13 protein-coding genes are annotated in these 21,966 nt (G+C 64.2%); 3 read left to right on the top strand and 10 right to left on the bottom strand.

Annotation, left to right across the window (positions count from 1 at the left end; translation table 11 throughout):
- Nucleotides 1-651 carry a 50S ribosomal protein L3 gene (rplC, locus tag RCH15_RS01950; RefSeq protein WP_326957488.1) on the bottom strand — a complete coding sequence of 217 codons (651 nt, stop codon included), beginning with the start codon at nt 649-651 and terminating at the stop codon, nt 1-3.
- 17 nt (nt 652-668) lie between these two features.
- Nucleotides 669-977, bottom strand: a complete 309-nt coding sequence (gene rpsJ, locus RCH15_RS01945; protein ID WP_038464699.1) for a 30S ribosomal protein S10 — start codon at nt 975-977, stop codon at nt 669-671.
- Between the two features lie 416 nt (nt 978-1,393).
- Here rpsJ and RCH15_RS01940 point away from each other — a divergent pair, with 416 nt between their 5' ends.
- A complete protein-coding gene (locus tag RCH15_RS01940; RefSeq protein ID WP_326957486.1) occupies nt 1,394-2,821 on the top strand; it encodes a GH1 family beta-glucosidase in 1,428 nt (475 codons plus the stop codon).
- A gap of 37 nt (nt 2,822-2,858) precedes the next feature.
- Here RCH15_RS01940 and RCH15_RS01935 read toward each other — a convergent pair whose 3' ends face one another.
- The 8 genes from RCH15_RS01935 to rpoB form a co-directional block, all read right to left on the bottom strand.
- Nucleotides 2,859-2,984: a hypothetical protein gene (locus RCH15_RS01935; protein ID WP_326957484.1), complete on the bottom strand. Its 126-nt coding sequence runs from the start codon at nt 2,982-2,984 to the stop codon at nt 2,859-2,861.
- A 48-nt stretch (nt 2,985-3,032) separates the two neighbouring features.
- Nucleotides 3,033-6,800, bottom strand: a complete 3,768-nt coding sequence (locus tag RCH15_RS01930) for a hypothetical protein (RefSeq protein WP_326957482.1) — start codon at nt 6,798-6,800, stop codon at nt 3,033-3,035.
- Between the two features lie 554 nt (nt 6,801-7,354).
- Nucleotides 7,355-8,545: an elongation factor Tu gene (gene tuf / locus RCH15_RS01925; protein ID WP_307045584.1), complete on the bottom strand. Its 1,191-nt coding sequence runs from the start codon at nt 8,543-8,545 to the stop codon at nt 7,355-7,357.
- A 241-nt stretch (nt 8,546-8,786) separates the two neighbouring features.
- Nucleotides 8,787-10,901: an elongation factor G gene (fusA, locus tag RCH15_RS01920; protein ID WP_326957477.1), complete on the bottom strand. Its 2,115-nt coding sequence runs from the start codon at nt 10,899-10,901 to the stop codon at nt 8,787-8,789.
- Nucleotides 10,902-10,970: 69 nt separating this feature from the next.
- The gene (gene rpsG / locus RCH15_RS01915) at nt 10,971-11,441 is read right to left on the bottom strand and encodes a 30S ribosomal protein S7 (protein ID WP_011692813.1); all 471 of its coding nucleotides are present in this window, start codon (nt 11,439-11,441) and stop codon (nt 10,971-10,973) included.
- Nucleotide 11,442: 1 nt separating this feature from the next.
- Entirely contained in the window at nt 11,443-11,817 is a 375-nt protein-coding gene (rpsL, locus tag RCH15_RS01910) for a 30S ribosomal protein S12 (protein WP_011692814.1), read from the bottom strand.
- Between the two features lie 384 nt (nt 11,818-12,201).
- Entirely contained in the window at nt 12,202-16,101 is a 3,900-nt protein-coding gene (locus tag RCH15_RS01905; protein ID WP_326957475.1) for a DNA-directed RNA polymerase subunit beta', read from the bottom strand.
- 111 nt (nt 16,102-16,212) lie between these two features.
- The gene (gene rpoB, locus RCH15_RS01900) at nt 16,213-19,731 is read right to left on the bottom strand and encodes a DNA-directed RNA polymerase subunit beta (RefSeq protein WP_326957473.1); all 3,519 of its coding nucleotides are present in this window, start codon (nt 19,729-19,731) and stop codon (nt 16,213-16,215) included.
- Nucleotides 19,732-20,153: 422 nt separating this feature from the next.
- On the opposite strand from rpoB, the gene RCH15_RS01895 reads away from it, so the two are divergent.
- Both RCH15_RS01895 and RCH15_RS01890 read left to right on the top strand, forming a co-directional pair.
- A complete protein-coding gene (locus RCH15_RS01895; RefSeq protein WP_326957471.1) occupies nt 20,154-21,353 on the top strand; it encodes an acetyl-CoA C-acetyltransferase in 1,200 nt (399 codons plus the stop codon).
- A gap of 5 nt (nt 21,354-21,358) precedes the next feature.
- The gene (locus tag RCH15_RS01890) at nt 21,359-21,937 is read left to right on the top strand and encodes an aminoacyl-tRNA deacylase (protein WP_326957469.1); all 579 of its coding nucleotides are present in this window, start codon (nt 21,359-21,361) and stop codon (nt 21,935-21,937) included.
- Nucleotides 21,938-21,966: the final 29 nt, after the last annotated feature.

Here is a 21,966-nt window from a genome sequence, read left to right as displayed (position 1 = left end):
CTAGGCTCCCTTCACGGCGGTGCGTACGAGTACGACCTGGCCGCGGGCGCCGGGGACGGCACCCTTGATCAGGAGCAGCGACTTCTCGACGTCAACCGCGTGGACCGTGAGGTTCAGCGTGGTGTGACGAACGGCGCCCATGCGGCCGGCCATTTTCATGCCCTTGAAGACGCGGCTCGGGGTGGATGCGCCACCGATGGAACCGGGCTTACGGTGGTTCTTGTGTGCACCGTGGGAAGCTCCAACACCGTGGAAGCCGTGACGCTTCATAACACCGGCGAAGCCCTTACCCTTGGTGGTGCCAACGACGTCGATCTTCTGGCCGGCTTCGAAGAGCTCTACAGAGAGCTCCTGGCCCAGCTCGTAAGAGTCAGCATCTGCGGTGCGCAGTTCGACGACGTGGCGGCGAGGCGTGACGCCTGCCTTGTCAAAGTGACCAGCCAGCGGCTTGGTGACCTTGCGGGGATCGATCTGGCCGTAGCCGATCTGAACGGCGACATAGCCATCAGTGTCTGCATTGCGCAGCTGCGTGATGACGTTTGAGTCAGCCTGGACCACAGTGACGGGGATGAGCTTGTTGTTCTCGTCCCAGACCTGGGTCATGCCGAGCTTCGTGCCCAGCAGGCCCTTTACGTTACGGGTTGCGGTCATAGTCTCTCAGCACCTCCCTACAGCTTGATTTCGATGTTCACGTCGGCCGGCAGGTCGAGACGCATGAGCGAATCAACAGCCTTGGGCGTGGGATCGATGATGTCGATAAGACGCTTGTGCGTGCGCATTTCAAAGTGCTCGCGGCTGTCCTTGTACTTGTGCGGAGAGCGGATGACGCAGTAGATGTTCTTCTCCGTCGGCAGCGGCACAGGGCCAACTACCGTGGCGCCTGCGCGCGTGACCGTCTCAACGATCTTCCGGGCTGAAACGTCAATGACCTCGTGGTCATATGACTTCAGCCGGATGCGGATTTTTTGTCCCGCCATGTCGCCTGACTCTCTTTCAGTTAGTGCTGCTCCGGTTAGGGCTGCTCTGTTTACTTGCATGTTGCATGTGGCTGCCGAAGCAATCAAAGTCGTAACTACCACCCGCCGCACAAGCTGAATCCGGAAGAATCCGGGTTCCTCAACCTGCCGGCGTAACCGACCCCCGCGGTCGGGCGTGTCGCGCTTTTCACGCGTACTCATCCGCAGTTCCATGGGGTGTGGGTTATGTTTGGTCTCCCACTTGGACCCTGACACCCGGCATTATCCGGATCGGGACGCGAAGGAGCGCTTGAACAACTCATCTAGTATGCCGGATTTACCGGGCATAAGCGAATCGACGCCGCACACGGCGGGGGTGGAACCGGGGCGGCTGCCGTGTCATTGCCTTAGCCCGGCACCGTAGGGATGATAGGGGCATGACTGTCCAGGATTCCGTCGCAGTTCAGGCCCTGGCCGCGCGTCTGAGCCCGGGTTTCCAACTGGGGGTGGCCTCGGCGGCCTTCCAGATCGAGGGATCCCTTGCGGCTGGCGGCCGCGGCCCCTCCGGCTGGGACGCGTTCGTTCAGAAACCCGGCAATATCCAGGACGGCCACTCCCCCGCCGTAGCCTGCGACCACTACAACCGCGCCCCCGAGGACGTGGAGTTGATGCGCACGCTTGGCATCGACTCCTACCGCTTCTCCATCTCCTGGCCGCGGATCCAGCCGGAGGGCACCGGAGCGTTCAACAACGAAGGTCTCGACTTCTACGACCGGCTCATCGACCAATTGCTTGAGGCCGGCATTTCGCCGATGGCCACCCTGTATCACTGGGACACCCCGCTGCCCCTCGAACACCGCGGAGGATGGCTGAACCGCACCACCGCCGAACGGTTCGCGGAGTACAGCGCGGCAGCCGGCCGGCGCTTCGGCGACCGCGTGGCCCAGTGGGTGACGCTCAACGAGCCAGTATCTGTCACCCTCAACGGTTACGCCCTGGGCGTCCACGCCCCGGGCCACGACCTGCTCTTCGACGCCCTCCCTGCGGTCCACCACCAACTGCTGGGACATGGCCTGGCGGTGCAGGCACTGCGTGCCGAGGCGGTTACGGGCGCGGTAGGCGTCACCAACCTGCATTCACCGGTGCGGCCTGCGGGCCGGTCAGTGACCGACCGGATGCTGGCCGACATCTTCGACCTGGTACTGAACCGGGTCTACGCGGATCCGATCCTCCTGGGCCGCTATCCTAAGGTGCCGCTGCTCGCCAAGCCCTGGTTCCGGTCACTGGGAAGAATTTCCGACGCAGACCTTCGCACCATCCACCAGCCCCTCGATTTCTACGGATTGAACTATTACTACCCCGTAAAGGTGGCGACAGGGCGCGGAACCGGCGAGAGCCCGGCAGGCACCGCGGACGCCGTGCTGAAGATGCCGTTCCATCTGGTGGAGTTCCCGGAGTATCCCACCACCGGATTCGGCTGGCCGGTGGCACCGGACCATCTCGGTCCGCTGCTCAGGGAGCTTAAAGACCGGTACGGCGCGTCGTTGCCCCCGCTTTACATCACCGAAAGCGGGGCCAGCTTTCCCGAACCGGACCACGTTTCCGGACCCCTCGCGGATACGGACCGGATCAGTTACATCGCATCCCACCTGGGTCATGCCCTGGACGCCACGGCGCCCGGCGGCATTGCCGAGGACGTGGAGTTGCTCGGCTATTACGTCTGGACCCTGATGGACAACTTCGAATGGGCGGCCGGCTATTCTCAGCGTTTCGGGCTGGTCCACGTGGACTTCGACACGCAGGAACGCACGCCGAAGGATTCGTATTACTGGTACCAGGCGCTCAGCAGGGCCCGCAAAACGTAGCCCTCGGGTGTCCGGCGGCCGCTACCCCAGCGGGCCCCTACTTGTCGCCGTTGGCCCGGTTGATGCGCTTGGCCCGCTCAATTTCAGCGCGGAAATGATTTTTCGCCCAGAAGACACCGGCGATGACGGCGGCCGCGAGTATGAGAAAAATGATCCAGCCCATGGTGGGTTCCCTTCGTAGGGAAGTAAGAATATCAGCGTCTGACCGACGCTATCCGTGGTCCGCCGGTTCTGGCTGCGGTGCCGGCTCGGCCACGGCCGGTTTGCTGCGGTTCAGCCGCCAGACCGCGATTCCAATCAACGCCACGGCCACGAGAGCCAGCAAAGCGAACGTGTACTGGCGCAGCGCCCACAGAATGCACAGCGCCACCCCCGCCGCCCCCCACCAGACAAACAACCGCTCGCCGGCGGTCAGCCCCGCCACGAGCAGGACGGCCAGGACAGCCAGCACCCACAGTTGTTGCGAGGGGTCCCCGCCAAAAATAATTCCCAGGCCGGACAACGACAGCAGGCCGGCACCGGCGGCCCACTCCGCCCGGGCAACCGGGCGGTTCCCGGCGGCGAGGCGCAGCGCACCAAGCACCGCGGCAAGGACCACGTACCACTGCAGGACCCAGAACCAGCCGGGCCAGCCGGGGCTTGCATCCGGTCCGGCGAACAGCACTGCGCGCTGCACAGCCGCGGTTGTGGCCAGGGCGCCCAGCTCCGCGGCTACCCGGCGGCCCCCGACGGGGGCTTCAATGCAGCACACCATGGCCGCGACGGCCACCAGAACGGCACCGGTCCAGGCGGTCGGGTCCCAGCGCAGCCCGGCGGCTGCCGTGAGGGCCAGACCCAAAAACCCGCCTGAGGCCAGGGCCCAGCGTCGGAGAGGATCCGCGGCCAGCGGCCCCCGGCGCAACCAGCGCACCGCGTACAGCCCCACCCCGGCTGGGGCGCACCCTGCCAGCCACGGCAGGTAGCTGCTCCACACGCCCGATGCCTGCCCTGTTAGTTCCGCGGCTGCCAGCGTGGCGCCGACCAGCACGGCAGCGACTGCCGGCGGGTAGCAAACGGACCACCGTTCAACATGGGAGGCTGTGAACAGGACCGCGGCGCAGACCAGAACCGCGGCCGCGACCAACCAGCCGGAGGCACCCTGCGCCAGCAGCAGGCCGGCTCCGGCGAACCCGCCGGCGGCAACAAGCCAAAGCCAGCGCTCGACGTCATCCCGCCGCCTCCGTTGCAGCAGCGCACCTGCCCCGGCCGCAGCCGCGGCCAGCACGAGAAGTACCTCCACCACACCGTCGTAATCCAACAAGGGCCGATCCAAGACTCCGCCGGCGGATGCTGCGGCGGCAAACTGCAGGCGGGGCCCCAGCGCCACGGTACCGAACACGGCCGCATAGACCATAAGGTAGGCCGCTCCCCGCGCCAGAAACACGCGGCTTGCCACGGCTGCGGAAACCAGCAGGAGAACCACCAGCAGCAGGACGGCCCAGCGGCCGCCGTCGTCCGGTGCTGCCGCCAGCAACCCCGCGGGAAGCACCGCCTGGCCAGCGAGCGTAATCCATACCGCAGCCTGCTGGAAGGGCACCGCCTGCAGCCGGGACCGCATGAACCAACGGATCCCATGCTGGGCTGCGAGAGCCAGCCCGAAGACCACGGACACGGCCGTGACGGAAGCGGCCGCGTCATAGCTGAGCACCAGCGCCAAAGCCAGAGTCAGTACTCGGGCGGCAGCAAAGTAACTCCCCTTGGCCGTGCGCTGGGCGGCAGCCACCACCATAACGGCGCTGAATACTGAAAAGACACCCAAAACAAGCTCGACGTCGAGCGCTGAACCGGTCCGCGCCAGCAACAGCCCCGCCAGCGCCGCGGGCGCGAATACCGCAGCCGCCGGCCGGGTGCGCAACACGAACCCGGCCGCCGCAGCACTGAGGGCGATAAGGACGACGACGCCGGTCAGCTGCCAGGACCCGGCATCGTGCGGCCGGGCGGACCTCAGGAGAGCAAGGCCTGCGCCCTGCAGCACCAGCACGACGGCGGCGTCAGCGAGCACGCCGCGTGGAGCCCGGCCCCGGGCAGCTGCAAGCAGCGGGAACGTCAGCTGCAAGCCAAGAACCAACACGGCGACAGCGGCGCTGGCGAGTTCCTCGCCCCCGACCAACACCGGGCCAGTGGCCCGCCGGAGCTGGTGGTATCCCGTCAGGACCAGGAGCGTGCCGACCCCCCGCGCCAGCCACCAGTAGCACCAGCGCTGGCGCAGCGATCCGCGCCGCAGCGCCGTCGTTATCAGATAGAGGAACGTCAGGGCCAGACTGATGTTGCCGGCCATGAATGAGACACCCGTGAATGCCATGCCGGAAAGCACTGCCGCCATCCCGACGGGCAGCAGCTCTGGAACGCCGGGCCGCCACGGTGAACTAGCCGCTGCGCCCGACAGTGCCAGGCCGATGCCGAGGCCGACGAGGAGCTGAAGCACGATGGCTGCGCCGGTGTAGGCCCTCCCCGGCGTCGGATCGGCGAGGGCTACCGCTGCGAGAGTGGGGACTGCCGCGAGCGTAAACGCGGCCAGAGTGATGTTGGGACCCGGCGCGGCCACGCCTGTCCGGACGAGGACGGCCGTGGTCAGCTGCTGCGCCAGGAGCCCCAGCAGGAAGGCGGACACTACCGGCAGCGCCGCGGGCGACGCGCTGGTGACCGCCGCGGCGACTGCCGGAAAAGCAAGCGACACGGCGACGCGGGCCGCGAGAACGAAATGCAGGCGCAAGGGTTCGGCCGCCGGCAGCGATCGGACGGTCCAGAACACCGCAGCCGAAATCAGAAACCCGGCCGGGGCCCACCCGCCTGCCGTGTCCATACCGGCCGCGGTGACGACGAGGGCGGCCGGCGGCCCCCATTCCGCCACTCCGCTCAGCCGCACGGCGAGGACCATGCCGGTCAGCAGAGCCAGCAGCGGCGGCACCCAGAGCGGAACGCCGGCACCGGCGGGGGCGCCGGCCGCGGAATCGAACCAGGCCGCTGCACCCCACACCACGGTCAACAGCAACTGCAGCCCGAAGGTGCCGAGGGCATCCGTGCGCCGGCGGCCGGCCGGTCCCAGCAGCGCAGGGGCAACCACGTCCCGTCCGGAAGCCACCAGCACTGCCTGGAACGCCGCCAGCACCACAACGGTAAGGATCATCCACTGCACCCCGCCCGTCGCCGCCCAGGCAGCGGCCGCCGCGGCCACGGTGAGGCTGGCCCGTGCCCCGTAATAGTGGGCAACGCGGAAACGGCTTTGCGGCAGTGCCGCGATCAAGGCGAAATACGCTCCGGACAGCGACATGACGAACGCATATTCACCGCTGCTCAGAAGTCCGGGCAGGAAGGTTCCCGCCGTGGCAACCGCCGGGACCACGAAAGGGTGCAGGTCCATGAGCGGTTCCAGATACACCGACGGAACCCATCCCGGACGGGTCAGCGCCAGCAGCGTCAGCAGCACCGCGACGGCGATCAGCACCACGAAGTACCAAACGAGCGCGCCGCCCAGGACGGAGATTCCGGACCAGCCCGTAGAAACCACGAACGTCAGGGACAGGTACGCGAGGACCTTGCTGTCCATCCGGACTGCGGCGCTGACGTATGCCACCGTGCCGACCACCGAGCTGATCAGCCAGGCCGCTGGTCCGTTGTGCAGAGTGAGGTTGAACATGGCCAGGCCGGCCAGCGGGATCAGCGCGAGGCCGGTGCCCGCGAAGGCGACTGCGGCGGGACGGAGCCGGGGAGCCTGCGCGTGCAGGATCAGGCCGGCGGCATAGAAGAGAGCGGTGATGACACCGACGCCGGCGAACCGGAGTCCTGCTGGCAGCGCGGCACCGATGAAAAGGGCACCGGCAGCCACCAGCAGCAGGCTCGCGACGTAGAGGGTGATATTGATGTTCTGCCGGTCCCGCTTCTCCTTGCGGGCGGCCCGGTCCGCGGCGGATTCCTTCGCGGGCAGAGGCGGGGGTACCAACGGACGCCGGGACACCGGGAGCGGTGGACGCTGTCCCGCGGAAACCGGGCGCGACTGTGGGAACGGGGGCACCACGGCCTGAAGGGCTGGAACCGGCCTGACGACCGGCGGTTGCTCGCGTGGCGGGACGGGAGTCGGCGCAGATACGGGAGGCGGCGCTCCGGGAGTTTCTGCCGCACGGCTGTCGGCCCACCCCTGGACGTGGCCGGCGCGGTAACCTGCGGCGAAGAAGCCGCTGGCAGCTGATGTGGACCGGGTGTTTTCCCGAGCCTCCCCCCAGCGCCTGCCCAGCAGGAGCGCGCCCGCCAGCAACAAAAGCACCAGCAACAGAGAGGCAGCGGTCGACATAGTGGTCCTTCGTGGTTCCGGCTGTCCGTAACCGCCCAGCCTCAGTATCTCCAATGACTAGATAAAATATATAGCATTGGGCAGGGCTCCGCGGTCCCGACACCGAAAAGAACAGCCCCGCTGCGAGTGCAGCGGGGCTGTTCCTTGCGTTCCGGCGACCGTCAGACGGCGGTTCCGGTCAGCAGCAAGACTCTGATCAGCAAGTACTACTTGATGATCTTGGTGACGCGTCCTGAACCAACGGTGCGGCCGCCTTCGCGGATAGCGAAGCCGAGGCCATCTTCCATTGCGATCGGCTGGATGAGCGCAACGGTCATCTCAGTGTTGTCGCCGGGCATAACCATTTCCGTGCCTTCCGGCAGGGTGATAACGCCGGTTACGTCCGTGGTGCGGAAGTAGAACTGCGGGCGGTAGTTGGAGTAGAACGGGTTGTGACGTCCGCCTTCGTCCTTTGAGAGGATGTAGACGTTAGCCTCGAAGTCGGTGTGCGGGGTAATGGAACCCGGCTTGACGACAACCTGGCCGCGCTCAACATCGTCACGCTTCAGACCGCGAAGCAGCAGGCCACAGTTCTCGCCGGCCCATGCTTCGTCGAGCTGCTTGTGGAACATCTCGATACCGGTAACCGTGGTCTTCTGGACCGGGCGGATGCCGACGATCTCGACCTCGGAGTTGATGGCGAGAGTTCCACGCTCGGCGCGGCCCGTAACAACGGTGCCACGGCCGGTGATCGTGAAGACATCTTCGATCGGCATCAGGAACGGCTTGTCACGGTCACGAACCGGGTCCGGAACGGACTCGTCGACTGCAGCCATCAGGTCCTCAACGGACTTGACCCACTCCGGGTCGCCTTCCAGTGCCTTCAGGCCCGAAACGCGGACAACCGGTGCTTCGTCGCCATCGAAGCCCTGTGAGCTCAGGAGCTCACGAACTTCCATTTCAACGAGGTCGAGGAGTTCCTCGTCATCGACCATGTCAGCCTTGTTCAGGGCCACCAGCAGGTAGGGAACACCAACCTGGCGGGCGAGCAGAACGTGCTCACGGGTCTGAGCCATCGGACCGTCAGTAGCGGCAACCACGAGGATCGCGCCGTCCATCTGAGCAGCACCGGTGATCATGTTCTTGATGTAGTCAGCGTGACCGGGGGCGTCTACGTGTGCGTAGTGGCGCTTCTCGGTCTGGTACTCAACGTGGGAGATGTTGATGGTGATGCCGCGCTGACGCTCTTCGGGAGCAGAGTCAATGGACGCGAAGTCACGCTTCTCGTTGAGAGTCGGGTACTTGTCGTACAGCACCTTGGAAATCGCGGCCGTCAGCGTCGTCTTACCGTGGTCAACGTGACCAATGGTGCCGATGTTGACGTGCGGCTTAGTCCGCTCGAACTTTGCCTTTGCCACAGGTTCCTCCTAGAACGTTTTCAAATGACTTACTCTTCGACCGCGCTTGTCGCGGCGAAACCTCAGTAAGTCTACTTGGGGGGCTTTGGATTGATGAAATTGCAGATTCAGGAACTAATACTAGTCCCTCAAGTCTGTCGGTGCAGGCAGCCGGCCCGGCGGACCGGAGCCGGCCGCCTGCACCAGGCGGATTTCCGTCACCGGAAAAACGCCGAGTCTGTTGCTGCGGAAGCCCTGGGGACTACTCGCCGCGGTTCTTCTGGATGATCTCGTCGGCAAATGCCTTCGGGACCTCCGCGTAGCTGTGGAACGTCATGGAGTACACAGCGCGGCCCTGGGTCTTCGAGCGCAGGTCACCGATGTAGCCGAACATGCCGGACAGCGGAACGTGCGCGCGGATGACCTTGACACCCTGGGCATCTTCCATGGACTGCATCTGGCCACGGCGGGAGTTGAGGTCACCGATAACTTCACCCATGTATTCCTCAGGTGTGCGGACCTCGACATCCATCAGCGGTTCGAGCAGGACAGGATTCGCCTTGCGTGCAGCTTCCTTGAAAGCCATACGGCCGGCGATCTTGAACGCCATTTCCGAGGAGTCGACATCGTGGTACGCGCCGTCAATCAGCGTCGCCTTAATGCCGACCACCGGGTAACCGGCCAGGACGCCGTCGTTCAGCGCACTCTGGATACCGGCATCAACCGACGGGATGTATTCACGCGGAATACGGCCACCGGTGACCTTGTTCGAGAACTCGTACATCTCACCATCGGACGTGTCCAGCGGCTCGATCGCGATCTGGATCTTCGCGAACTGGCCTGAACCACCGGTCTGCTTCTTGTGCGTGTAGTCATGACGCTCAACCGCGCGCTTGATGGTTTCACGGTAGGCAACCTGGGGCTTGCCCACGTTGGCCTCGACCTTGAATTCGCGGCGCATGCGGTCCACCAGGATGTCCAGGTGGAGCTCGCCCATGCCGGCGATGATGGTCTGACCGGTGTCTTCGTTGAGGGAGACCTGGAAGGTCGGGTCCTCAGCGGAGAGCTTCTGGATGGCGGTGGAGAGCTTCTCCTGGTCACCCTTGGTGTTCGGCTCGATCGCAACAGAGATCACGGGCTCCGGGAAGCTCATGGACTCCAGGACGATCTGGTTGCTGGAGTCGCACAGGGTGTCGCCCGTGGTGGTGTCCTTCAACCCGATTGCTGCGTAGATGTGGCCGGCGGTAGCGCCGTCAACCGGCATTTCCTTGTTGGCGTGCATCTGGAACAGCTTGCCGATGCGCTCTTTCTTGCCCTTGGTGGAGTTGACCACCTGGGAGCCTGCTTCAACGTGACCGGAGTACACGCGGATGAAGGTGAGCTGACCGAAGAACGGGTGCGTGGCGATCTTGAACGCCAGAGCCGAGAACGGCTCTTCCGAAGACGGCTTGCGCGTCAGTTCCTTCTCTTCGTCGCGGGGATCGTGACCGATCATCGGCGGGACGTCGAGCGGGTTCGGCAGGTAATCGACAACAGCATCAAGCATCGGCTGGACGCCGCGGTTCTTGAAGGCCGAGCCACAGAAGACCGGGTAGAGCTCGGAGTTGATCGTCATCTTGCGGATGCCGGCCTTGAGCTCGTCTTCGGTGATTTCTTCACCCTCGAGGTACTTGTCCATGAGCTCTTCGGAGGACTCTGCAACGGTCTCAACGAGCGTTGCGCGGTACTCTTCGGCCTTTTCCTTGAGGTCAGCCGGGATCTCCTGGATCTCGTACTTGGCACCCATGGTGACGTCACCCTTGGAGTCGCCGGGCCAGACCAGTGCACGCATGTAAAGGAGGTCGACGACGCCGACAAAGTCGTTCTCGGCGCCGATAGGCAGCTGCATGACCAGCGGCTTGGCTCCGAGGCGGCTGATGATGGTGTCGACGGTGAAGTAGAAGTCAGCGCCGAGCTTGTCCATCTTGTTGACGAAGCAGATGCGCGGGACGTTGTACTTGTCAGCCTGGCGCCAGACAGTCTCAGACTGCGGCTCCACGCCTTCCTTGCCATCGAACACGGCAACTGCACCGTCGAGGACGCGCAAGGAGCGCTCAACCTCAACCGTGAAGTCCACGTGGCCGGGGGTGTCAATGATGTTGATCTGGTTGTTTTCCCAGAAGCAGGTCACGGCGGCAGACGTGATGGTGATGCCGCGTTCCTTTTCCTGTTCCATCCAGTCAGTCGTCGAAGCGCCGTCGTGCGTTTCGCCGATTTTGTGGTTCACACCCGTGTAGAACAGGATGCGCTCGGTAGTAGTGGTCTTGCCGGCATCGATGTGGGCCATGATGCCGATATTTCGGACCTTGCTAAGGTCGGTAAGCACGTCCTGTGCCACGGTGTCTCCCTTTCGGATGGACTGCACGTCCGCCGCCGGCTCGGTTGAGCCGGCGGCGTGCGGGAAGTATTACCAGCGGTAGTGTGCGAAGGCCTTGTTGGACTCGGCCATCTTGTGGGTGTCTTCGCGGCGCTTCACAGCGGCACCGAGACCGTTCGAGGCATCCAGGATTTCGTTCTGGAGGCGCTCGGTCATGGTCTTCTCGCGGCGGGCCTTGGAGTAGCCGACCAGCCAGCGCAGTGCGAGGGCGGTGGAGCGGCCCGGCTTGACCTCAACCGGAACCTGGTAGGTTGCGCCACCGACGCGGCGGGAGCGGACCTCGAGGGAAGGCTTGACGTTCTCCATGGCCTTCTTGAGGGCCGCAACGGGGTCGCCGCCGGACTTGGCGCGAGCACCTTCGAGGGCACCGTAAACGATGCGCTCCGCGGTGGACTTCTTGCCGTCAACGAGGACCTTGTTGATGAGCTGGGTGACCAGCGGGGAACCGTAAACGGGATCTAGAACTAGCGGCCGCTTGGGGGCCGGACCCTTGCGAGGCATATTACTTCTTCTCCATCTTTGCGCCGTAGCGGCTACGAGCCTGCTTACGGTTCTTGACACCCTGGGTATCGAGGGCACCACGGACAATCTTGTAACGGACACCCGGGAGGTCCTTAACGCGACCACCGCGGACGAGCACAATGGAGTGCTCCTGCAGGTTGTGGCCTACACCGGGGATGTACGCGGTCACTTCAACGCCGCCGTTGAGGCGGACACGCGCAACCTTACGCAGAGCCGAGTTCGGCTTCTTCGGGGTCGTCGTGTACACGCGGGTGCAAACACCGCGGCGCATCGGGCTGCCGTTAAGCGCGGGGGCCTTGGTCTTTTTGACCTTCGGCGTGCGGCCCTTGCGGACCAGCTGGTTAATCGTAGGCACTCTCGTGTTCTCCGTTTTATCCGGAGCGGCCGTTGGCAGCCGCTCTCTCGTCGCTGCGCCCCGCCGCTCAAGCGTTGAAGATGTCCGGAGCAGCTGGGCGAAGCCTTAATAGTCGGGCCGCACGCCGGGATCCGTGGATTGCTCCCCGGATTGCCCCTAGGCATGCGAAAATGTGGCATACGCTGCACAAGAACCGTGCAAACCGGAAACGTCGTCCTGGTTCAGCCTTTCAGCTGTACCGGCGCACTCATCCACTGCCACAATAACAATTAGTATCAAGCCTACCACGGGCGGGTCCCAGCCCTTAATCGGCGGGGTCCAGGACCGGAAAAGCCCCGCCCCCACCGAGGTGGGAACGGGGCCTTTCAGTCACTCAGCGGCCTGCTAGCGGAAGTCGCTGCCCAGGTCGTAGTCATCCAGCGGAATGGCGTGGAACTCGGGAGCTCCGTCGCCGCCCAGGGAATCGTAGGAGAAGTCACTGAACGCGCTGGGGCCGGTGAACAGGTTGGCCTTCGCTTCTTCAGTCGGTTCCACTGTGACCTCGGTGTAGCGCGGGAGACCCGTGCCGGCCGGGATGAGCTTACCGATGATGACATTTTCCTTGAGGCCGAGCAGCGGATCGCTCTTGCCTTCCATGGCCGCCTGCGTCAGGACGCGGGTGGTTTCCTGGAAGGAAGCTGCGGACAGCCAGGACTCGGTCGCCAGGGAGGCCTTGGTGATGCCCATGAGCTCGGGACGGCCGGAAGCCGGCGTCTTGCCCTCGGACACAACACGGCGGTTGGCGTCTTCGAAGCGGCTGCGCTCGGCGAGCTCGCCGGGCAGCAGGTCCGATTCGCCGGACTCGATGACCGTGACGCGGCGCAGCATCTGGCGGACGATAACCTCGACGTGCTTGTCGTGGATACCGATGCCCTGGCTGCGGTACACGCCCTGGACTTCGTCGACGAGGAACTTCTGCGCGGCACGGGGGCCCATGATGCGCAGCACCTGCTTGGGGTCGACCGGACCGTTGATGAGCTTCTGGCCGACACTGACGTGGTCGCCGTCTTCAATGAGAAGACGTGAACGGCGCAGCACCGGGTAGGCGATCTCTTCAGATCCGTCATCCGGGGTGATGACCAGGCGCATCTGGCGCTCGGACTCTTCGATGGTGATGCGGCCGGCTGCTTCAGCAATCGGCGCAACACCCTTCGGAGTACGGGCTTCGAAGAGCTCCTGGATACGGGGCAGACCCTGGGTAATGTCGTCGCCACCGCTGGAGGAAACAGCACCACCGGTGTGGAACGTACGCATGGTCAGCTGGGTACCCGGCTCACCGATGGACTGTGCGGCGATGATACCGACGGCCTCACCGATGTCCACAGTCTTACCCGTGGCAAGCGAACGGCCGTAGCACAGGGCGCAGGTGCCGACGCTGGACTCACAGGTGAGTACGGAGCGGACCTTGACCTCGGTGATACCGGCGGCGAACAGTTCGGCAATGACGACGTCGCCGCAGTCGGTGCCGCCGGCTGCCAGAACCTTGCCCTTGGAGTCAACGACATCCACGGCCAGGGTACGGGCGTACGCACTGTTCTCGACGTTCTCGTCCAAAACCAGCTCACCGTTTGCGTCGGCCACGGCGATCGCGGTCATGAGGCCGCGTTCGGTGCCGCAGTCCTCTTCCCGGACGATGACATCCTGCGATACGTCGACCAGACGGCGGGTCAGGTAACCCGAGTTGGCGGTACGCAGCGCGGTGTCAGCCAGACCCTTACGGGCACCGTGCGTGGCGATGAAGTATTCCAGCACCGACAGGCCCTCGCGGTACGAGGACTTGATCGGACGCGGGATGATCTCGCCCTTAGGGTTGGCCACCAGGCCACGGATACCCGCGATCTGGCGGACCTGCATCCAGTTACCACGTGCACCGGAGGAGACCATGCGGTTGATGGTGTTCATCGGCGACAGGCTGTCACGCATCGCCTGGGCGATCTCGTTCGTTGCCTTGTTCCAGATCTCGATCAGTTCCTGGCGACGCTCGTCGTCGTCGATCAGGCCCTTGTCGTACTGGCCCTGGATCTTGGCGGCCATGGTTTCGTAACCGGCGAGGATCCGCGGCTTGTCCTTGGGAACCTCAATGTCCGAAATCGCGACGGTGACGCCGGAGCGGGTGGCCCAGTAGAAACCGGCATCCTTGAGGTTATCCAGCGTTGCCGCCGTGATGACCTTCGGGTAGCGCTCGGCAAGATCGTTGACGATCGTGGACAGTTCGCCCTTGTCAGCAACGTTCTCGACCCACGGGTAGTCCGCCGGCAGGGTCTCGTTGAAGAGAACCTGGCCCAGGGAGGTTTCCACGAGGACGGTCTGACCCGGCTCGTAGCCTTCCGGAGCTTCCCAGCCGGCGTAAGGCACGAAGCCTTCGAGCCGGATCTTGACCTGGGAGTTCAGGTGCAGCTCGTGCAGGTCGTACGCCATGATGGCTTCCGACACCGAGGAGAAGATCCTGCCCTCGCCAGCTGAACCGACACGCTTGGTGGTCAGGTGGTAAAGGCCGATGATCATATCCTGCGACGGCAGGGTCACCGGGCGGCCGTCGGACGGCTTCAGGATGTTGTTCGAGGACAGCATCAGGATCCGGGCTTCCGCCTGGGCTTCGGGGCTCAGCGGCAGGTGAACTGCCATCTGGTCGCCGTCGAAGTCGGCGTTGAAGGCGCCGCAAACCAGCGGGTGAAGCTGGATTGCCTTGCCTTCGACCAGCTGCGGTTCGAACGCCTGGATACCGAGACGGTGCAGGGTGGGTGCACGGTTCAGCAGCACAGGGTGCTCGGTGATGATCTCTTCGAGGACATCCCAGACCTGCGGGCGGTAACGCTCAACCATCCGCTTGGCGGACTTGATGTTCTGCGCGTGGTTGAGGTCAACCAGGCGCTTCATCACGAACGGTTTGAAGAGCTCAAGAGCCATCTGCTTCGGCAGACCACACTGGTGCAGCTTCAACTGCGGGCCGACGACGATAACCGAACGGCCGGAGTAGTCGACGCGCTTACCCAGGAGGTTCTGGCGGAAACGGCCTTGCTTGCCCTTGAGCATGTCGGACAGGGACTTCAGCGGACGGTTGCCCGGTCCGGTGACCGGACGGCCGCGGCGGCCGTTGTCAAAGAGGCTGTCAACGGCTTCCTGAAGCATGCGCTTCTCGTTATTGACGATGATCTCCGGAGCACCCAGATCAAGCAGGCGCTTGAGGCGGTTGTTGCGGTTGATCACACGGCGGTAGAGGTCGTTGAGGTCGGAGGTCGCAAAGCGGCCACCGTCCAGCTGGACCATCGGGCGCAGTTCCGGCGGGATCACCGGGACGGCGTCCAGCACCATGCCGAGCGGGCTGTTGTTGGTGGTCAGGAACGCGTTGACCACCTTGAGCCGCTTCAGGGCGCGGGTCTTGCGCTGGCCCTTGCCGTTGGCAATGATGTCCCGGAGCATGTCCGACTCGGCCTGCATGTCGAAGTTCTCAAGACGCTTCTTGATGGCTTCGGCACCCATGGAGCCTTCGAAGTACATGCCGTAACGGTCCCGCAGTTCGCGATACAGGCCTTCGTCACCTTCGAGGTCGGCAACCTTGAGGTTCTTGAAGCGGTCCCACACCTGCTCGAGCCGCTCGATTTCAGCATCCGCACGCTTGCGGACATTGGCCATCTGACGGTCCGCGGAGTCGCGGGCCTTCTTCTTGTCCGCAGCCTTGGCGCCTTCGCCTTCGAGACGGGCAAGCTCGTTCTCAAGGTCGCGGGCGATCGTGGCGATGTCCGAGTCGCGGTTGTCGATCAGCTGCTTCTTCTCGATGTCGTGCTCAACCTGGAGGTTGGGCAGTTCTTCGTGGCGGCTGTCGGCGTCGACGCTCGTGATCATGTAGGCAGCGAAGTAGATGACCTTCTCGAGGTCCTTCGGCGCCAGGTCAAGGAGGTAGCCCAGACGGGACGGGACACCCTTGAAGTACCAGATGTGCGTGACCGGGGCGGCCAGTTCGATGTGGCCCATGCGCTCACGGCGGACCTTTGCGCGGGTGACCTCAACGCCACACCGCTCGCAGATGATGCCCTTGAAGCGCACGCGCTTGTACTTACCGCAGTAACATTCCCAGTCGCGGGACGGGCCGAAGATCTTCTCGCAGAAGAGGCCGTCCTTCTCAGGCTTGAGCGTGCGGTAGTTGATGGTTTCCGGCTTCTTAACCTCGCCGTAAGACCAGCCACGGATGTCTTCCGCGGTGGCGAGGCCGATCTGCATGAGGCCGAAGGAGGATTCGCTGGACATATGGTCCCTGTTCTCTCTTGTTCTCTAAATTCTGAAGTCTTGGGTTACGGGAAGAGGGAGGAACCCGGGAAAGGCAGCGCGGCGGACGCCACTGCCTTTCCCGGACGCCTGCTAAACCTCTTCTACGGAACTGGGCTCTGCACGAGACAGATCGATGCCCAGTTCTTCCGCAGCCGTGAAGACTGCGTCATCAGAGTCACGCATTTCAATTGTGGTTCCGTCCGTGGAAAGTACTTCCACGTTCAGGCACAGCGACTGCATTTCCTTGATCAAGACCTTGAAGGACTCAGGAACGCCCGGCTCGGGGATGTTCTCGCCCTTGACGATGGCTTCGTAGACCTTCACGCGGCCGTGGATATCATCGGACTTGATCGTGAGGAGCTCCTGAAGCGTGTAGGCGGCGCCGTAAGCTTCGAGCGCCCACACTTCCATTTCACCGAAGCGCTGGCCACCGAACTGTGCCTTACCACCCAGCGGCTGCTGCGTGATCATGGAGTACGGGCCGGTGGAGCGGGCGTGGATCTTGTCGTCCACCAGGTGGTGGAGCTTCAGGATGTACATGTAGCCGACCGAGATCGGATCCGGGAACGGCTCGCCGGAGCGGCCGTCAAACAGACGGGTCTTGCCTGAGGAGTTGATCAGGCGGACACCGTCGCGGGTGACGTTGGTGGAATCGAGGAGACCAGTGATTTCCTCTTCGCGCGCACCATCGAAGACCGGCGTTGCAACAGTGGTTGAACCACTCTCGCGCGGCAGGTTCGGCAGCTGCTTGACCCACTCGGGCTCGCCTTCGATCTTCCAACCGGTCTTGGCAACCCAGCCGAGGTGGGTTTCCAGGACCTGGCCGACGTTCATACGGCCCGGAACACCCAGCGGGTTCAGAACGATATCAACGGGGGTGCCGTCGGCAAGGAAGGGCATGTCCTCGATCGGAAGGATCTTGGAGATGACGCCCTTGTTGCCGTGACGGCCGGCCAGCTTGTCGCCGTCGGTGATCTTGCGCTTGGCAGCGACGTAGACGCGGACCAGCTGGTTGACGCCCGGGGGCAGCTCGTCGTCGTTGTCGCGGTCGAAGACGCGGACACCGATGACGGTGCCGGACTCGCCGTGCGGAACCTTCAGGGAGGTGTCGCGCACTTCGCGGGACTTCTCACCGAAGATGGCGCGCAGCAGGCGCTCTTCCGGGGTCAGCTCAGTCTCGCCCTTGGGCGTGACCTTGCCGACCAGGATGTCGCCGGCTTCGACTTCGGCACCGATGTGGATGATGCCGCGCTCGTCCAGGCCTGCCAGGACTTCCTCGGACACGTTCGGGATGTCACGGGTGATTTCCTCGGCACCAAGCTTGGTGTCGCGGGCATCGATCTCGTGCTCCTCGATGTGGATGGAGGAAAGAACGTCCTCAGCTACGATCCGCTGGGACAGGATGATGGCATCCTCGAAGTTGTGGCCTTCCCATGACATGAACGCCACGAGCAGGTTCTTACCGAGGGCCAGTTCGCCCTGGTCCGTTGCCGGGCCGTCGGCAATGATGCCGCCGACTTCCAGGCGCTGGCCTTCGTTCACCAGAACGCGGTTGTTGTAGCAGTTGCCCTGGTTGGAGCGGGCGAACTTGTTGATGCGGTAGTTGGTTTCCGTTCCGTCGTCGTTGAGCACGATGACGAGCTCAGCTGAGACCTCGGTCACCACGCCCGCCTTCTTCGCGATGGTGACGTCACCGGCGTCGACAGCGGCGGCGCGCTCCATGCCGGTGCCGACGAACGGCGCCTCGGAACGGACCAGCGGCACGGCCTGGCGCTGCATGTTGGCACCCATGAGTGCGCGGTTTGCATCGTCATGCTCGAGGAACGGAATCAGGGCCGTAGCCACAGACACCATCTGGCGCGGGGAGACGTCCATGAACTCGACGTCGGCGGCGGGAACCAGAACCGGTTCGCCTCCACCGCCGCGGGCACGGACAAGGACGGTCTCTTCGGCGAACTTCTTGTTCTCATCGAGCGGAGCGTTGGCCTGGGCAATCAGGACCTCTGCTTCGTCGTCGGCCGTGAGGTACTGGACCTCGTCGGAGACGACACCCTCGGCGACGAGCCGGTACGGGGTCTCGATGAAACCGAACGGGTTGATGCGTCCGTAGGATGCCAGCGAACCGATCAGGCCGATGTTCGGGCCTTCAGGAGTTTCGATGGGGCACATACGGCCGTAGTGCGACGGGTGGACGTCGCGGACTTCCATGCCTGCACGGTCACGGGACAGACCACCCGGGCCAAGCGCCGACAGGCGGCGCTTGTGGGTCAAACCCGACAGCGGGTTGTTCTGGTCCATGAACTGGGACAGCTGGGACGTTCCGAAGAACTCCTTGATCGCTGCCACAACAGGGCGGATGTTGATCAGGGTCTGCGGCGTGATGGCCTCGACGTCCTGGGTGGTCATCCGCTCGCGGACAACGCGCTCCATCCGGGACAGGCCGGTGCGGACCTGGTTCTCGATGAGCTCGCCGACGGCGCGGATGCGGCGGTTGCCGAAGTGGTCGATGTCATCGATCTCAACGCGCAGCTCGTGGTCCTGGCCGTCGCGCTTTCCGGTGAGGGTCTTCTCACCGGCGTGCAGGGCAACGAGGAACTTGATCATGGCGACGATGTCTTCAACGTGCAGGACAGACGCTTCCTTGTCACCAAGGGAGCGGTCGATGCCCAGCTTGCGGTTGATCTTGTAACGGCCAACCTTGGCCAGATCGTAACGCTTGGAGTTGAAGTACAGGTTGTCCAGCAGGGACTGGGCAGCCTCGACCGTGGGCGGCTCGCCCGGTCGCAGCTTCCGGTAGATATCCAGCAAGGCGTCTTCGCGGGTCTCGGTGGCGTCCTTCTCCAGCGTTGCGCGCATGGAGTCGTACTGGCCGAACTCTTCGAGAATCTGGCCTTCGGTCCAGCCGAGGGCCTTCAGCAGCACCGTGACGGACTGCTTGCGCTTCCGGTCTAGGCGGACGCCGACCTGGTCGCGCTTGTCGATTTCGAGTTCGAACCAGGCGCCGCGGGACGGGATGATCTTCGCGGTGAAGATGTCCTTGTCGCTGGTCTTGTCGGCGGTGCGCTCGAAATAGGCGCCCGGGGAGCGGACCAGCTGTGAGACGACGACACGCTCGGTGCCGTTGACCACGAACGTGCCCTTCTCGGTCATCAGCGGGAAGTCACCCATGAACACGGTCTGCTGCTTGATTTCGCCCGTGTTGTTGTTCATGAATTCGGCCTTGACGTACAGCGGAGCCGAGTAGGTAGCGTCCCGGTCCTTGCACTCAGCCATGGTGTACTTCGGATCAGCGAACTCCGGCTCCGAGAAGCTCAGGGACATGGTGCCCTGGAAATCCTCGATCGGGGAGATCTCTTCAAAGATGTCGGACAGACCCGAGGAGGTGGCGACGCTGAGGTCGCCTTCTTCGACGGCCTTGGCTACGCGGGCCTGCCAGCGTTCGTTTCCGACCAGCCAGTCAAAGCTGTCCGTTTGCAGGGCAAGCAGATTCGGAACATCAAGAGGTTCGTGAATCTTTGCGAATGAGAGCCGGCGGGTTGCACCGTCGGTACTGTCGGCGTTGATAGCGGTTGCAGCGTTGTTTACATTAGAGGTGCTCGAGGCGACCAAGAGGGATCCTTCCACAGACCTTCAGGCGTTGTCAGATCTCCCCCGTTATGCACCCTGCGGAGTGACTCCGCAGTGCTACCAATCCGGTTCCGCTATATGACCCGGGACCCGCGCTGGCCATGGGTGGTGCACGTTGTAGACGGCACATTGATGGCGCAGCTGCCAGGCTAAGCCCACCGCTATATGAAGGCTGAAGGTAAACAGGGAAGACGCAAATATCTACGATACGGCAAAGCAACCTACTTGTCTACCCCACTTCGCGCGGGATTGCAAGCACACTCCGGCGCCCCCGATCCCCGCCCCATTTCGGCCGCGGCGCGGCCGCGGCCCGTCCGCGGCTCTGTGTCCGCGGCAGGACAATGGCCCGGCCGCTGGCATCGCGATAGCCTTGCTGTACATCGTTCAAGATTGGAAGAGAAACCATGAGCAACTCTGCAGACAACAATGATGTTGTCATCCTCGCCGCCGCCCGCACTCCCCAGGGACGCCTCAACGGACAGCTTGCGAGCTTCACCGCCGTGGAACTCGGCTCCCACGCGATTCGAGCGGCCCTGGCTGCAGGTGGCGTGAAGGCCGAGCAGGTGGACTCGGTGATCATGGGCCAGGTGCTGCAGGCCGGGGCCGGCCAGAACCCCGCCCGCCAGAGCGCCATCGGCGCCGGCATCGGCTGGAACGTCCCGACGCTGACCATCAACAAGGTCTGCCTGTCCGGCTTGACCGCCGTGATCGATGCGGCCCGCATGATCCGCGGCGGTGATGCCACCGTCGTCGTCGCCGGCGGCCAGGAATCCATGACCCGCGCTCCGCACCTCCTCCCTGGCTCACGGCAGGGCTGGACCTACGGGTCCATCCAGGCCCTCGACGCCGCCGCCCACGACGGACTGACGGACGCCTTCGACGGGCAATCCATGGGCCTGTCTACCGAAGCCAAGAACCTGACGCTGGGCATTGACCGGACCTCCCAGGACGAGGTGGCAGCAGCGTCCCACCAACGCGCCGCCCGGGCCGCCAAGGACGGCGTTTTCGACGGCGAAATTGCTCCGATCAGCGTGAAACAGCGCAAAGGCGAGCCCATCGTTCTGTCCGCGGATGAGGGCATCCGGCCGGACACGACCGTGAACTCGTTGGCGGGCCTGCGGGCGGCGTTCGTCACGGACGGCACCATCACCGCCGGCAATTCCTCTCCCCTGTCCGACGGCGCCTCCGCCCTGGTGCTGTCCTCACGGAAATTCGCCGAGGACAACGGCCTTGAGTACCTGGCCGTCGTCGGCAGGCCCGGGCAGGTGGCCGGCCCGGACAACTCCCTGCACTCCCAGCCCTCCAACGCCATCAAGAGCGCGCTGGACAAAGCCGGCTGGGCCGCCACGGATCTGGACTTCATCGAAATCAACGAGGCCTTTGGGTCCGTCGCCGTGCAGTCGCTCAAGGACCTCGACTACCCGCTGGAGCAGTGCAATATCCACGGCGGTGCAATCGCCATGGGCCACCCGATCGGCGCCTCCGGTGCCCGGTTGGCCCTGCATGCAGCGCACGAACTGAAACGGCGCGGTGCTGGCAAGGCTGCTGTGTCCCTTTGCGGCGGCGGCGGCCAAGGCGAAGCGCTCCTGCTGTTCCGCGACTGATCCCCATGGCGGGCCCCGAAGTGCCGGGCTGCGCCGCGCCGGACCCTGAATTACCGGTCGGTGCCGTGGCGTTCGGTGCCGTGGCTGACCACGCAGGGGCGGCCAGCGGTGCCGGCGGCTCCGGCCGGGAACGGTTTCTGGCGGACGCTGCTGCCCGCGGCGTGGACGTTCAGCTCGTGGAGCGTCCCGCCGCCAGCAGCCTCGTGGAAGCGGCCCGGATACTCGGAATCCGGGAAGAAGATATCGTGAAGTCCCTTGTGGTCAAGCGCAAGGACGGCAGGTTCCTCTTCGCCCTCATCCCGGGCGGCCGGCAGATTTCCTGGCCCAAGCTCCGTGCCCTGGTCGGCGTTAACAAGCTGTCACTTCCGGCGGCGGAGGTCGCCCTGGAAGCGACCGGCTACGAGCGCGGCACCATCACACCGCTTGGAAGTACCGGCGCCTGGCCGGTTTACGCGGACCGGAGCATCGCCGGACGCAGGATCTCCCTGGGCGCGGGCGACCACGGCTACAGCGCCTTCGTGGACGCAGACGCCCTGACCGCCGCCCTCGACGCCGTCGTCGCGGACATCTCCGAACCGGGTTAGGCGGGACTTAGCCCGGTCGGGTTAAATCC

This window comes from Arthrobacter sp. MP_M4, from assembly GCF_035984855.1.
Lineage (GTDB): Bacteria > Actinomycetota > Actinomycetes > Actinomycetales > Micrococcaceae > Arthrobacter.
Note: the sequence above shows the minus strand (reverse complement) of the source record. Positions and strands in the feature narration are given on the sequence as shown.